This window comes from Halomonas citrativorans (assembly GCF_900163645.1).
GTDB classification, from domain to species: domain Bacteria; phylum Pseudomonadota; class Gammaproteobacteria; order Pseudomonadales; family Halomonadaceae; genus Vreelandella; species Vreelandella citrativorans.
Genome location: NZ_FUKM01000022.1, coordinates 1 through 15,546, shown reverse-complemented (window position 1 = coordinate 15,546; position 15,546 = coordinate 1). Strand labels below are relative to the sequence as shown.

The window sequence follows — 15,546 nt, the reverse complement described above, 5'->3', positions numbered from 1 at the left end:
ATGCTGCTCCTAGATGAGTTTTTTCAGAAAAGCATGTGCCTCATTTTCAGCAGGAGACTCAGGCTGAGCTGTTCGAATATGATGCACGGTCTCAACGCAGTGCCTAGCATCTTCAATACCATAACCGCGGCCAGCAAGAATCTCCTGATAGCTAATTGTATGAAGATCTGTGAACCCGGCAGAAAATTCTATTTGATCACCTTCACAACTTATATTACGGAACGTGGTTTGCTTGCCTTTTACTTCATCAGGAAGATCATTAGCATCTATTGATAAAAACCAAGGAACCTTAGCCTTTTCATACTCTAAATAGCCACATGCTTTATAGTCGTTAGCGTAATGCAGAACATTCTTCTCTAACTTACCAAAAATGAAGTGCAGCATATCAAAGAAGTGAACACCAATATTAGTCGCCACACCAAACGACTTGCGCGGATCACCTTTCCAGCTTTCCATATACCATTTACCGCGTGAGGTAATATAGGTTAAATCAACCTGATACTTTTCACTGCGATTCTCATTCGCTACTTTTTCTTTAAGCTTCAAAATAGCTTCATGGTGGCGTAACTGTAAAATATTATAAACACGCTGGCCTGTTTCTTTCTCTACGTTAGCTAGTTCATCGAGAAGTTCAGGTGTCGGTACCAGCGGCTTTTCGCAAATAACATCACACCCCATCCTTAGGCCCGCAGCAATATGAGAATGGTGCAAATAGTTGGGAGAACAAACAGCCACATAGTCCAATGCAGTTGATGGATTGCGTTTCAAACGGTAGGCATGCTCTTGAAATCGCTCAAATTCAGTAAAAAACTCACTATCAGGAGAAATACTATCGATGATACCTACGGAGTCATTAGTATCGTAGCCGATGCTTAAATTATGGCCTAACTCTTTAATCGCTTTCATATGGCGAGGGGCGATATAACCAGCAGCACCGATTAAAGCAAAATTTTTCATATTAAATACCTGCTCCATTATAAGCGTAGATCTGATTCATTCTTAGTAAGTACATGCTTCACATCATAGAGAACATGTTTCTCTTTACCAAAAGAGCGTATTTTTTCGGCCCCCCATTTTTTAAAATCAGAGTGGTCAACAGCCAGAACAATGGCGTCGTAAACACCTTCAATTAAATCAGTTTCAAGTTTAAGGCCATACTCTTCTTGAACTTCTTCAGGTTCCGCCCATGGATCATAGACGTCCACATTCATATTAAAACTTTCTAGCTCTTTAACCATATCGATAATCTTGGTATTACGCACATCAGGGCAATCACCTTTAAAGGTAAAACCAAGAACTAGCACACGAGCTTCATCAATATGAATTTTTTTACGGCTAACAGCTTTAACTAATTGAGTAGCTGTGTATTGCCCCATGCCATCGTTAATACGCCGACCCGCTAGAATCACTTCAGGTTGATAACCAACCTCTTTCGCTTTATGGGTTAGGTAATAAGGATCAACGCTGATGCAATGCCCTCCAACTAAGCCAGGTTTAAAGGGTAAAAAATTCCACTTAGTACCTGCTGCTTCAAGGACTTCTTGACTATCAATACCCAAAATATTAAATATTTTGGCAAATTCATTGATAATAGCAATATTCAAATCACGCTGCGTATTTTCTATCACTTTCGCAGCTTCAGCTACCTTAATGGAGCTAGCAAGGTGTGTACCTGCAGTAATAATAGATGAATAGAGCTCATCAACAAACTTGGCTATCTCAGGCGTAGAGCCCGACGTGATTTTTTTAATTTTTGTTAGTGTATTAACTTTGTCTCCTGGATTAATGCGCTCGGGGCTGTAACCAGCATAAAAATCTTCATTGAATTTCAGACCTGACCCTTTTTCGATCACAGGGATACACACTTCTTCTGTAGCACCAGGGTAAACCGTTGATTCGTAAATCACCACATCTCCCTGCTTAACCACAGTTGCGAGCATAGCAGATGCTTTACGCAACGGTGTAAGATCAGGAGCATTATTATCATCGATGGGCGTGGGTACAGTAATAATATAGACATTACAATCTTCAAGCTCTTTCACATCATGCGAAAACTTTAACTGGGAAGCTAAACCTAACTCTTCCGCAGTCACTTCAAGCGTAAAATCATGGCCATCCTGCAGCTCTTTGACTCTTTTTTGATTAATATCAAAACCCACCACTTCCTTAACTTTACCGAATTCAACTGCTAGAGGTAAGCCTACGTACCCTAGCCCAACAATGGCTAATTTAACATCGCTACTATTCATTAGAACCTCGATTTTTAAAAATATGAATTTAAAGAAATATTACTCTTATTATAAACACTCATCTCACTCCACATATGAGTATACCCTTGCCACTTTTTAGCATACTTTAAAAAAACAGGGCTTTTGGTATATTCATAAAGATTCGTCAAACCTTTAATATGCATATAATGATAAGCATTATAATTAACACCTGCAATTTTCTTCTTAAAATTAGTCGGATAACAAGACATTTCAAATCTTTTATTTTTAAGCTTCAATTTTATTAAATTTTCACCTACTGAAATATCTTTTGTATTCTGAGGACGATATTCTCCAAATTTCGCACCACGGAGCACATCGTAGCTTATTGTAGGAACTTCAAAAAATAACTTGTCTTCCTTTTTACTGATCACTTTTAATTCAAGAATATTATAACGAGAATCGTCAACATCTAAACTAAAAACTAAATTCCCGTTAATGATACCCGTTCTATCAGAAAGGTGAACCCCCCATTTATGTGGCTTTTTGAACTCGAAAGCAATCTTTCTTTTACTGGGAGTTACCAAGTTAGCACTTTCAACAAAAGAGTCGTTAGGCAATGTAAGCCTGAAAGGTACTGTGCCAGCTAACGCATATCTTGAGTTTTTAAATTTTGGCATATCATAAAGAGGAAGCAAAGTCTTTAGAAGCTCAACAGATTGTAAAAAAATTTTCTTAGCTTCTTTAGATTTTGACTTTTTTATAAATTTATATAAATTCTCTAAAACTGAAATCCATCCATTAAGAATAAAGGTCGGAAAATCAAAAGGAGCTTCTTCAAAGGATATACCCTCAGCTTGGTAATGACACACCCCTCCTTCGTCTATTGGTATGGTTAAACTTTTGAGTACTTGGTATGATGCTTTTTCAAACAGTTGATCTCCTGTTTCTAAATAAAGCATCCAAAAAGCAGAAAGATATTTCGCTTGAGTTAATGCTGAGTAATAATCTCGTCCTAAATGATTAAACGAGCTTATCCCAGGATATATAAAAACTAAAGCATCCTTTTTTTTACACATTCTTCTAATTGCAGAATATCCAGCTCTCACAGCTTGTTCACGAAACTCTCTATTATGCCCAACCTTATATTCATCAAGCGACATTCTGATGAGGTACACTCCATATAGTGGGTGTGGCTCAACTATACCAGTGCCACTACCGACTGGAACGCGTCCAGGAAAACCATCCTCAAGCAATTGCATTTTATAAAAATCAAAAATTTCTTGTTTTCCTGTCGGTATCAGCAACTTCATGCTTCCTCTCCTTGGAGGTATCTTGACCTTCTTAGAGCATAACTTTCCATCAATGTATTTTTGTTGCTTAAACTCGTAAACCTATCATAGCTTTTAATGGCATTTTTAGTTTTTTTATTAATATCATTTTTTATTGCATTGAAAAATAGTTTTCTGATTTTTTCTTGCAACATCCCATCCACATTCAAATCACCTAGAACATCAAGTGCATTTTTATCTAGTAATTCTAATGCTGCATTACAATCGACTTCCTTATTTTTAATTGCATATAAATCAGTAAGCAATTTAGCAATAGTTTTTGCATTATGATACTTATATACAAAATCATAACCAGCCTTTCCATATTCTAAACATTTAGCAGGGTTTTTAATTAAATACCTTAGAACATCTGTAACATTTTCAGGACTAGCGTACGCCATAGGTGAGGGGTGAGGTAAATAATGTCGCAGATCATGCCTAACATAAGAAACAACAGCCTTCGACATAGCCATCCCCTCAACAGCCAGCACTCCGTACCAGCCAATGCGTAACTGATCTATAATAATATCTGCTTGCTTGTATTTTTTCTTTGCTTCAATGTGTGTTAAGTTTTCAATTAGTTCAAAGTTAAAAGTTAGCCCCTCTTTTTTTAGTTTATTTACAGCCTCTATAATATATTTCGTACCTTTCACATTAGACCTTGAAGGTGCATGTACAACTAGAGGCAAAGAAGCTTTATCATTACTAAGTGAGTCATTTTCATCAATATCATCAAAATCTATTGCACGCGGAACTATTGTCGAATTAGGCACATAACATTGTAGTTCTGGATCGTTAACAAACACATCATCACAAATTTTTAATAATAAGTCTCTAAATCTCTTTTGTTTAACTTCATCGAATGCAAATGGCATTGAGGCATCTTGATTTTCACTTTTCTCTCCCACATAGTTATAAGGTGAAAGAGTTTTAAATAATGATGCTAATCGTATTTCTGAGCCTCTAAAATTAAAAAAGACCTTTTTATTTAATAACTTTAAGTATACCAAATCAGAGCCGGTAGGCTTTTTATAATCTTTAGAAAAAATCAGCGGTCGACAATGATAATGGAAGACATCAAAAGCATCTAGTCGCTGATCTTTGAAGTACGATTTAATAGAACTAGCATTAAAGGGCAAAGGTTTTATCAGAATGTCTTGACGGTAATTAAACTTATTAGCTCCTAGTGCGGCACTCTTTGAAATTACTCCCAATTTCGAAAGAGCTGTCGCCAACGTTCCTGGTTGGCTAGCTGCGTGTGTTGGTAGATGCAGAATAGACCCAATTTTATTTTTATTCGATAATGATGCTTTGTTTATTAACTTATTAAGTAATTTTTCATACTCCTGACCTAATATTTTCTCTTGCTCTTCCCAACAATATCTTTTAGCTAAAACAGAGTTTTCATTTGCATTAGGGAGACCATTAGGAAAGTTTTTAATAATATCCTTAACCGCACTTGTCAATTGGGCTACATTACCTGCTTCAAAAGTTTGTCCGCACTTATTTTCCGATATAAACTGCTCCATCATAGTAGTGGAGCTGCTCGCAATCGGAACACCTGCATGAATATACTCAAATACTTTATTGGGAAGAGCCAAGTCAGAATTTTCGTACACAGTGACAGGATTTACCCCAAGAGTAGCATCACATACAAATGATGTTACTTCATTGTTAGGTACAAATGGATGGATGTGTAAACGGTCTTCAGTACCAGCATTTTTAGCCATTTGTATTAATTCATCCATAAAATCACCAGATGAATTCGTCAAAAGTGCTAAATGAACTCCATCTAAATCAGCCAATGCTTTGACTGCAAACTGTACCCCCCTAGGAGGTTTTACCCCACCATTATAAACCATTAAGGGAATATCGGGTTTAATATTCAAAGCACTGCGAATAGTCCTTGGATTGAAATTATCAAAATCTGTAATCCTTGGAGTATTTAATATTAATGCAGGTCTTTCGACATTGTAATCTTTAGAGATCAAGTCCGCAAGTATAGGAGATACTGTTGTCAGTGAATCTGGCAAGTGTATGTACTTTTTCTCTTGCTCCCATACAAATAACCGCTGAAAGTCGGGAAGGTTAGTGCACCCTTCTACATATTCATGTAAGTCATGTATCCAAGGTACATTTTTACTAGAAGTAGTTTCTCTCAGCAATGCCCCTATGGGCAGACCATACATATCATGAGTATGCAGTATGTCATGCTTTTCTTTAGCAATAAGATCAGAAAATCCTTCTGCCATTTTCTTTAAAAAAGTGGCTATATCGTAGCTTTTATCATCAACCCACCAGGCACCTTTTTTCTTCATTTCAAACCTTGGATTTGAAATTAATGTAATATCAAAAGGGTACCCTTCAACTTTTTTTATTTTGGGTTCTGTATTTAAACCATATAAATGAACTTTAAACCCCATTTTATTGAGGCTATATGCTGTTTTAAGAACACGTGAGTCGTTGACTACGGGGTTAGCTACAATCATTGCTATTGAATAGCATGAATTTCTAATATAATTTTCATCGAATGAAATTGACATAAACAACTCCTTTTACATAGTGACCAGTGATTCAATTATTTTCTGAGCCGCATTTCCTTTGCCATATGGATAAGCTACTTCACTGGCGAATACATTGTCCTCTCTTGCGTATGACAATATTTTTTCTTTATTTGCTCCTGCTAATTTATTCCAACCTAAATCGACTGTTTCTACCCACTCAGTTTCATCTCGCAAAGTTATACAAGGAACTTGGTGAAAAAAGGCTTCTTTTTGAACTCCACCAGAATCAGTTAAAATAATCTTTGCATCCATCTGAAGCCGTTGCATTTCCAAGTAGCCAACAGGATCAATTATTGTAAGGCCATCCAACCACCCGTTTCCATCCAGATCTTTAATTTTATTTCTTGTTCTCGGATGAAGTGGTAAAACTATGGGATAATCATTTTTTGCTATTTCTTGCAATGATGATAATATGTTCTTAAGCTTACTAGGGTCCTCTGTGTTTTCTTGCCTATGTAATGTACATAAACCATATCCATGTTCTTTCACCCCCAATGAGCTCAATTTCACTTCGTTAATTGCTCTTTTAGAATAATAAATGACTGCGTCATACATGACATCACCAGTATTTATTATTGACTGCTGGAATTGACTACCTTTATTAAAAGGAAAGCTTTCTGCTTTAAGATTTATGACCGCCTGGTCTGTAGGACATAGAAGTAAACTTGAGACTCGATCAGTAAGAATTCTATTTACCTCTTCAGGCATTAGCATATTATAAGATCTCAACCCTGCTTCTACATGTACCACTGGAATATGGTATTTTGATGCAGCCAATGCTCCAGCCAATGTTGAATTCGTATCTCCATATACTAATAAACAATCAGGTTTTTCAATATCAAGCACTTCTTCAATTTTTTCAAGCATTCTGCCAGTCATAGCACCATGCGACAAACCTGATATAGTTAAGTTATAGTCTGGTTTGGGTATATTCATTTGTTCAAAAAACACTTCAGACATATTGGAGTCAAAATGCTGCCCAGTGTGTACAATCTTCTCAACAATCACAGTTTCATGAGCTTTATTATAAGTATCAATAGCATGGCTAACCATTGCGGCTTTTATGAACTGAGGACGAGCACCAAGAACCGTTAAAATTTTCATTTTACATTTACCTCCTTGTGATGTTTTTTTTCAAAACTGAAAAACTACTTTTAATAAAAAATTCAATTAATTGTGGCAAACATTAAGATCCAGCCTGCACAATCAGCTTAAAACCTTTAAAAAAAGAGCGTTAGGTAGCTCATGCCAATAGTATCTGCGCTGACGTTCACGTAGCAAACTTTCCCAATCAGAGCAAAGTTCTTCTTGTAATTTTTTTTTATTTTCCAAACATAGGTCAATTGCTTGTGTGGGCAAGTATTGAAGAACGTGCGGTAGTATTATGTTAGCCATATGCCCTGCTTCTGTAAGCTCCGGCCCAATTACCACTAGCACATTAGCCTCTTCTTGCAGCCATTGACTAAGCCTTTTGAGCATATCTTCTGTACTGTAAAAAAGAGTCACTTTCCCTTGATACTGACACTCTACCCAAGGCGCGTGAACTACGTTTACTATTTGTGAGCAATGATTAATTTCTAAGCTCTTTTTTAACTTTTTACATCGCGATTTTTGGTGCTCAATACTAATAATAGAAGTTGGAAGATCATTTTCCGAGGGTGTTACGACATCATGATGCTGGTCTCCTAACATAAGCTGGGATTGGTACCCTTTGGAATTTACCTCCGCCTTTGCAAGTAACTCAGTGGTGGCTGCACTACCAAACACTACCACCACATCGTAGCCTTGCGAATGATACCGCTCTAATAAAGCTAATGCGTAGCCAGGATCTAGCTCTGTGCTTACTGGTTTATGACCATGATGAAGATAGTGGGTCAGCGCCCGTTCATCGCGTTGCTTATGTGCCAGTCTAGTCACATGCTGCCCAAGCGCATTACTGGTTTGCTGTATATAGCTTCGCTGTTCACCTAATAGCGACTCCAACTTGCCTTCCATTTTACTTTCCAGCGCTTCGAAACTACTTTTAACAATTTCCTGATTCTGCTGCTGAGAAGTCAACTGCCCGCGGAGCTGCGTGATAGTGCTTTCTTTCTCGCTCAACTGTTGTTTGAGCGTAGTACATTCTTTGCTGGCTTTCTCCGCTTGTAAGGTTTTCTCATCGTGTTCTTTTGTAAACTTTTTAAGCTGTACTTGTGTTTCACGAAGCGTTTCATCTACTTCGCTAAACTGCTGTTTGAGCGTGGCACACTTTTTACTGGCACTCTCCGCCTGTAATGTTTTCTCATTGTGTTGCTTCGTGCGCTCTTTGAGCTGTGCATCTGTCTCCCGCAGTGCTGCCGCTGCTTCGCTCAGCTGATTGGCATTCTCTTTTAGAAGCTTTTCGTATTCGGCAAGTTTATTTTTGAGAATGTCACACTCTTGCTTGAGCGTATCCGCCTTTTCTTGAGCGGCTTTTAACGGTACGTGTAGCGCGTTGCGTTTGAATCCAAGCAGTATAAATTCCGGGTCTTCACTGCTGACAGGATCAATCTTTTCAGGGCTAGCATCAAACCCATACTGTTGACACCAAATAATTAGCTCTGCCTGGGTTGGCATACCTTCATAAAGGCTAACCGGGCTAGTACGCACAAAGAGCCCTTCAAGATTATCTAGCATACCTTCTGCTTGCCACGCTTTTAGCAAGTGCAGGGCCTGCTCGGGTTGCTCCAGAACCAAGTGGGTCATTAACGCACCTAGTGGGCAATGCTCACTTATCAGTTCATTTAGCAGCTGTGTTTCCACTGGCTTTCGCTGCGTTTCAGCAATTCCGGGATATAGCGATTTAAGCCCCGACGCGGGCGATAAGCTATCAAATCCCGGCACGTTATAGCGATAGCACGTAGCTTCCCCTGCCTCTAAGGCAATCACTGCGCTTACATGTTTCAAATCATGCTGCATGTCTTTGAGCATTGGACACTCGAGCATGGGCGTAATAACAAGCGAAGGAAGAGCGATATGCTTAATGAGGGCTTCGCTCTCTTGGCGCAATGGCCCAATATGGATAAGCTGTGGTGTGGCTGGAGCGTTCATGTAGGCGACTCCTGCGTTTTACGCTGTTCTTTAACGCCATCGCGCAAATAATGCAATAGAGGATGGAGACCCGAGGCGGCTATATCAGGGTATGTCAACACATAATATTCAGTATCAAACAGAGGGCTTGGGTTACGCCCTTCGATCGCGCCGAACTTGATGTAGTGCTCAATCGGATTAATGTTAGCTTTTGCTACGTCCTTATACTTATCTAGATACCATTTGGCATCAAATAATTCGCTTTTCTCCAATAAAGAGATTTGTTCTTGCAAGGATTCACTGTCCTGGCTATAGGCAGCTCTGGCTTGGCGCCGAGCATGCGCGCGCAGCCAACTCATTAGGCTTTTCAACCTTTTGCTCTCTGCTTCGCTGGTACCCGATTTCAGCTCTATATAGGCTTCTTCCAAAGCTTCTTGAACTATATGCAACTGTGACAATAACAGCTCATTTTCTTCCTGGGCGTTATCACGCTCGTCAACCGACTTTTTAAGTTGCTGTTCGGTTTGTTGACTTGAAGCTGCTGCGCTTGCTTGCTGCCGAGCTGTTTCCAGTGCTTCCTGCACGCTATCCAATTGAGCAAGTAATAGCTTATTCTCTTTTTGGGCACTATCGCGCTCATCAATCATCTTTCTAAGCTGCTGTTCATTTTGTTGGCTTGAAGCTGCTGTTCTTGCTTGCTGCTGAGCTGTTTCCAGTGCTTCCTGCACGCTATCCAGTTGAGTAAGTAATAGCTTATTCTCTTCCGTTGCGCTGTCACGCTCTTGAGTAAGTTGTTTAAGCTGCTGCTCAGCACAATGACTCTCGTTCGCACCCTGCAGAACCTTGTGCACAATTTCGCTTGCTTGCTCATGGGGGGTACTAGAGGCATGGCTACTTCCAGTAAGAAAAGCTAGCACTTCTTGTAATTCAGCATCTTCAGCAACCAACTGTGCTGCGGCTAGTCGATAGAGCGGCGAGGCTTCAGGCAGACGTTTTACTGTAACTTCTGCTTGCAGGAGCACATCGGTAATTTTATCGGGAAGCTCACCGGGAGGCGAGAGCGTTTCTCCCGGTGCCATGCCTAATAATATTAGCTGGCTACGGTGGCGACGAAATAGCTTCAGTAGTCGCTGAGCCATGTCTTTCCACTGTACAAGAGAGCCGTCAATAGGTTCTTCTCGCGCTAGGCAATCGGCAATGAAGGCAGTAGGCTTGTGCCATATCAGTACTGCCCCAGGCTTGCTCTCGTGCTGCAACCAATTACTGAGGGCTTCAAACTGACTGGCGGAATGTGCCTCAAGTGTTAGCGCGTCCACTTTTTCGGGTGCTTGTTGCAGCGCAGTGGATGTCACTGCTGTATATTCTGTCAGCTTGGAAAAGCCAAGATAAATTACCTGTAGCATCGTGCATTTATCCCTAATAATAGAAAATTAACAGCTGCTTTAACTAGCTGTAAAAGGGTAATTTACGCCAATTAATAGTAACGGATGCAAATCATCATACTGAGCACTTCGATATCTAGAAGTCTTTGCGTAACAGTTAGCATCAAATAACTATGATCCTCCTAAGAGAAGACTGTCTTCCAAGCATTCTTAATGGCTGCTACTGGAAATTACAGCTGATGCTATTTAATATGCTAGGCAGAGGTTTAAATTACCGAAACTTGCTTTATTTCTCTATGTATTTTGTCAACAACTGGTCAATTAGCACCTTTGCAAACTGCTTATTTAGTTTGGCTCTGTGTTTCTATAAGCGTGTCCAGATGTAACCGTGCCTCTTTGGCTACAGCCCCTGCCGTATTAACGTCTTGTCTTGCGGCCTTGATGTGTTCGGCGGGCGCGCTCTCTTCTTGTAATTCTTTTAGCGTTTCTTGCGCGCCTTTTAAAATTTGATGGCACTCCGCCAGGTAGTGCCTTGCGCCAATCACATCGTTAGGCAATGCGCTTTCGCCTGCCTTTTTCTTGGCGTCAGCGTCGGCGTGGTATACGGAAATCGCTTCGTTGATATCTTCGTACCAGTAGGCGCTGCCGTTTTTAAGGTATAGGCCTGCCTGGCATAAGTCTTTCAGTATGTCTTCCGAGTGGGATACCATAATGAGTGAGGCTTGGCCCACTTTCGACTGAAAGAGCTTTTTGGCTTTGTCTTTAAAGGCACGGTCGCCAACGGCGGTGGCTTCATCGGAAATATACACGTCAAAATCGAACGCAAGCGATAGCCCAAATGAAATGCGGGATCTCATACCAGATGAGTAGGTGCGGATCGGTTCATCGAACGCGCGGCCAATCTCGGCAAAGTCTTCGACAAACTGAATGACGCGCTGTACTTCTTTTGGGCTGCTGCCCTGCACACGGGCCACAAACTTGGCGTTTTGGCGGCCTGTCATATTACTTTGCATACCGCCTGAAAGCCCAACCGGCCAGGAAACGCGGCTGCGGCGGATGACTTCCCCGCGTTCAGGCGTATCCATACCTGCGATTAGGCGCAATAGCGTAGATTTACCGGCACCGTTGGCGCCGATCAAGCCAACGCTCACCCCTGTGGGGATAGTGATATTAATATCTTTAAGTACCCAGTCGCTGCCGTGGTGGTTATGGTAGCGCTTGTACAGGTTTTTAACTTCAATCATGTGCTATTAAAAGCCAGTGATATTGGAGGGTTCGACATTAAGGGCAGGTTAGTTCTCCTGCCTTATGCGTGCGGCTAGTTTCGCCAAATGTGTGCCTCACGGTTTACCCACACTACGCTAGGCGTTTTTATTACCGTGCAGCAGTCTTGGCAAACCAGTAGATGCGGTTGCCATAAGTACTTTTCAGCACCCAAGTTTAAACACAAACAACCTTTAACAACTAACCTTCGGCTTATGATCAGACAACTTTTTGAGAATTTCTAACATTTTGTTTTTATAAAAATATTCTTCGAAATACGCTGAAATATTTCTCACCATATCCTCCTTCTCCATTTCCGAAAAAGTCGAAACCTTTAGAGAAACAGGCGATTCATGAGAATCTATTTTTTTATATATTTTTCCGGGCGCTAGAAGGTATCTATCATTAGTTTGAACAACTACAATATCAGGCGATTCATAAGATATAATTTCATCAATCAAGGAACCCGGCAGATTTACAACCACGACCCGGCTAAAGGAATATGTAAAATAACTCATCAAACAACCGGACTTCAAAAAACTATCTCCAAACAATACGGCCGTTTTAGAGTAGTGTGCTCCAGAATTTTTCCAAATCGTTATGGATCCGGCACCAGAAACCCTATTATCAAAAACACATGTTGCTTTGGGCCCATCATATACGTGTGATTTTTTTAAGGACCTTCTTTCAGGATGTAACTTGGATCCCAGATCGCCCGTCGCTTCGACTTCGTTGAAGGTGATATCCTTAACCACCCACTGAAAACCACCTCTTTCCATAATAGAAAGGTAAGCCAGATAAGCACCATAATCACTCCAATGCGTATCCGTTTTATAGTAAGCCCCCTTCTTTTCCGACATCAACCTTGTAACGCTAACACTATTAACATTTTTATTTTCAAGAAGACCATTTACTTGTTCAAAAACATTAGTGAGTCCTCTTTGGTGCGGATAATACTGAGGGAGAACGGCCTCTTTAGAGCTGGCAATAAAATGTATCAGGTTTAACTTTTCTTGATATTCAAGGAGGTCATTAGCATAGTCTTCCCATGCTAAAAACATATCTTCAGAAAGCAGTGCTTTTCCAATGAACTGATTAACGCTTTGATTGGCGTCATTATCAAGAAAAAGCCACCCTTCTTTTCCTTCCAACACGCTTTGTAATTCAACGAGCTCAAGCTGTAAAAGCCACTCTTCAGTTTCCTCTAGCAAGATACCTACGTAAGCGCCTTCAGAAATATCGACGTAATGGTCAAAGCCGCATTTCACTTCAGCATTGTCGTCTCCTTGCTTTTCAAAATGCTTTTTAACGTCAGGCCTTTTTACATTTAACTCTAAATAAACCACTTCGTTCTTATTATTCTTGACTGCTAAAAGGCATTTTTTTCCTTTCGAGACCTTTACCCAACCACACAGCCTGTATTTTATAAAATCTTTACTTCTTCCTATATTTTCATTTTCTGGAGATTTATCTATATTACAAGGATAATGTGACGACTTCACTTTTACATTAAGTATATATTTTTGTGCTTCTGACGAATCAATCAATGACATCAAGTCATTAAGCTTTTGACTATTACCATACTTGCCTTCAATTAACCCTACTACACGTCTGGCTTCCTTAAATCTAAGCGCCTTGATATAAGAAATTGCCAGCCTCCAAAAAACGCCCTCAGGATAACTATTGAAATTAGCTATTATATACTGCCAGCGTGAAATTGCGGCGTCCCAACTAGAAGAAAACATCGCATTCTCGGCATACTGAATTCTTAATGAAAGATCATCTGGAAAAAAATTAATCGCTTCAAGCGTGACTTCTGCACCTCTTCCTTTTAAACTTAATGCATATAAGGCAGATATATATTGTATATAATGCCAAGCAGTAAATTTTTGATATCTTGAAACCACTTCGGATATTTCTACTAAAGAAAGATATTCCTTGTTAGAAGCTTTTTTTTCAAACTTGCTATACCAATCTTCCATTACAGAGAATTCCAAATTAAATTTAAAGCCTATATTTTTTATAAGATGCTTTTTTAGTGAGAAAAACACCTCGTCACGGCCGGTTAGCTCATTATCGTTACGCGCATACCTTTGCGCTTATAAAGGCTTTCAAGCTCGCTCTTTAACGTTTCACGGGCAGTTTGATCACCATGTACCAGACGGATGGTGTGGGGCCAGCGGCGCATACGTTTTACGAAGTTAAGCAGATCACGCTGGTCGGCGTGAGCAGAGTAGCCACTGATGGAGGTAACGCCTGCGTTAATATCAATACGCTGGCCATCGATTTCTACCCAGCCGCCTTGGCCGTATTGCTGTATGGCGCGGCCAGGAGTGCCTGCGCCCTGGTAGCCTACAAATAGCACTTGGTGGCGGGCATCGCCTAGCATGGCTTTTAGGTAGTTCATAATGCGCCCACCGGCACACATGCCGCTGGCGGCTATCACCACGGCGGGCCTGCCGGTTTTGGCTAAATACTCAACCGTTTGCTCGTGTTCGGTGTGGCTTTCTACGGTGTAGAGGCTGGCAAAGTTGAGTGGATGGCGGCCCCTTGTCAGGCGCTTTTGGGCTTCATCGTCCCAGTAGGGTTTTAGCTCGCGGTATACCTTGGTAAAGCGGGCTGCCAGCGGTGAATCGACGATAATTTCTAGCGTGCTCCACTGGTGGTTTTTGGCTTCATGAATAATGCCTTCCAGTTCGTAAAGCAGTTCTTGCGTGCGGCCTATGCTGAAGGCGGGCACCATGACCGTGCCGCCGTTGGCTAGCGCTTGTTCTATCGCTTTTCTTAAAACGGCACGGCGCTGACGGCGGTCCGGGTGGGTACGGTTGCCGTAGGTGCTTTCCAGCACTAGCTGGTCGCAGCAGTGGGGCGATTTCGGTGCAGGTAACAGTGGCGCGTGAGGTGCGCCCAGGTCGCCGGAGAAAACGATACGCTCTTTTTCATTAGTTTCAGCGGCTTGACAGGCTACTTCCACGTAGCAAGAACCGAGAATATGCCCTGCCCGCTTAAGTTTTATGCGTGCGGTGCCGATAGTATTGTGAGCAACGCGGTGCCACTTGCCATAGGGCACGCTTACGATCTGCTGTTTTAACTGTTCCTGAAAGCGTTGGATCAGTTGGGCGTTGCGGGTGAAGCCAATTTTTAGCGCGTCTTCAATGACCAGGGGCAATAGCTTGGCAGAAGGCTCTGAGCAGATGATGGGGCCTTTAAACCCGGCGGCCAGTAGGTACGGTAGCCGCCCTACGTGGTCAATATGGACGTGGGTGATGATAAGCGCCTGTACGGTGCTGATATCAAATTCGATTTGTAGCTGTGCGAAGCTATCTTTTTCTGCGTCTTCGCCTTGAAAGAGGCCGCAGTCGATGAGTAGTGAGTGTTCGCTATTCAATATGAGCTGGTGGCAACTGCCGGTAACACCGGTTGCGCCACCGTGATGAATAATGTCGAGCATGTGGCTCCTTTTTTGGTGTTGTTAGGGGGCTTCACGAAGCCAAGTAGCGTGCCGGGTTGTGGGGCGTATCCGGGGCGTCGTTCCGCCGCCTTTCGCGGGTGCCTTTTTGCTCGTTCCTCGCAAAGCGTTACCGCGCGCTACGTTTGAATAATCAAAGCGTTAGATAACTTGTAGCGCGTGGTAAGCGCAGCGCACCCGCAGGAGCGCCGCAAAGCGGTGCCGGGGTAGGCATTGGTGGCACATCCGGGCGTCGTTCCGCCGCCTTTCGCGGGTGCCTTTTGCTCGTTCCTCGCAAAGCGT

The 15,546-nt window shown here is 41.6% G+C and carries 10 protein-coding genes; all 10 read right to left on the bottom strand.

The annotated features are described in order from the left end of the window. Positions 1-9: 9 nt before the first annotated feature. The 10 genes from CZ787_RS05875 to CZ787_RS05830 all read right to left on the bottom strand — a co-directional run bounded on the left by CZ787_RS05875 (position 10) and on the right by CZ787_RS05830 (position 15,246). Complete coding sequence (locus CZ787_RS05875; protein ID WP_087107186.1) at positions 10-957, bottom strand: Gfo/Idh/MocA family oxidoreductase; 948 nt, start codon at positions 955-957, stop codon at positions 10-12. Between the two features lie 17 nt (positions 958-974). Continuing rightward, entirely contained in the window at positions 975-2,249 is a 1,275-nt protein-coding gene (gene tviB / locus CZ787_RS05870; RefSeq protein ID WP_087107142.1) for a Vi polysaccharide biosynthesis UDP-N-acetylglucosamine C-6 dehydrogenase TviB, read from the bottom strand. Between the two features lie 14 nt (positions 2,250-2,263). Next, positions 2,264-3,520 (bottom strand): D-glucuronyl C5-epimerase family protein, encoded by a 1,257-nt coding sequence (locus tag CZ787_RS05865; protein ID WP_087107140.1) that lies wholly within the window; start codon positions 3,518-3,520, stop codon positions 2,264-2,266. After that, a complete protein-coding gene (locus CZ787_RS05860; protein ID WP_087107138.1) occupies positions 3,517-6,081 on the bottom strand; it encodes a glycosyltransferase family 4 protein in 2,565 nt (854 codons plus the stop codon). The genes CZ787_RS05865 and CZ787_RS05860 overlap by 4 nt, the downstream gene beginning before the upstream one ends. A 12-nt stretch (positions 6,082-6,093) precedes the next feature. Continuing rightward, the gene (wecB, locus tag CZ787_RS05855; protein WP_087107135.1) at positions 6,094-7,206 is read right to left on the bottom strand and encodes a non-hydrolyzing UDP-N-acetylglucosamine 2-epimerase; all 1,113 of its coding nucleotides are present in this window, start codon (positions 7,204-7,206) and stop codon (positions 6,094-6,096) included. Between the two features lie 102 nt (positions 7,207-7,308). After that, the gene (locus tag CZ787_RS05850; RefSeq protein WP_087107134.1) at positions 7,309-9,171 is read right to left on the bottom strand and encodes a hypothetical protein; all 1,863 of its coding nucleotides are present in this window, start codon (positions 9,169-9,171) and stop codon (positions 7,309-7,311) included. Continuing rightward, entirely contained in the window at positions 9,168-10,553 is a 1,386-nt protein-coding gene (locus tag CZ787_RS05845) for a hypothetical protein (protein WP_087107131.1), read from the bottom strand. The genes CZ787_RS05850 and CZ787_RS05845 overlap by 4 nt, the downstream gene beginning before the upstream one ends. Before the next feature lie 320 nt (positions 10,554-10,873). Beyond that, positions 10,874-11,776 carry an ABC transporter ATP-binding protein gene (locus CZ787_RS05840; RefSeq protein ID WP_087107128.1) on the bottom strand — a complete coding sequence of 301 codons (903 nt, stop codon included), beginning with the start codon at positions 11,774-11,776 and terminating at the stop codon, positions 10,874-10,876. A gap of 213 nt (positions 11,777-11,989) precedes the next feature. Next, on the bottom strand, positions 11,990-13,777 hold the full coding sequence (locus CZ787_RS05835) for an alginate O-acetyltransferase AlgX-related protein (protein WP_087107126.1): 1,788 nt from the start codon (positions 13,775-13,777) through the stop codon (positions 11,990-11,992). A gap of 83 nt (positions 13,778-13,860) precedes the next feature. Further along, on the bottom strand, positions 13,861-15,246 hold the full coding sequence (locus tag CZ787_RS05830) for an MBL fold metallo-hydrolase (RefSeq protein ID WP_087107124.1): 1,386 nt from the start codon (positions 15,244-15,246) through the stop codon (positions 13,861-13,863). Positions 15,247-15,546: the final 300 nt, after the last annotated feature.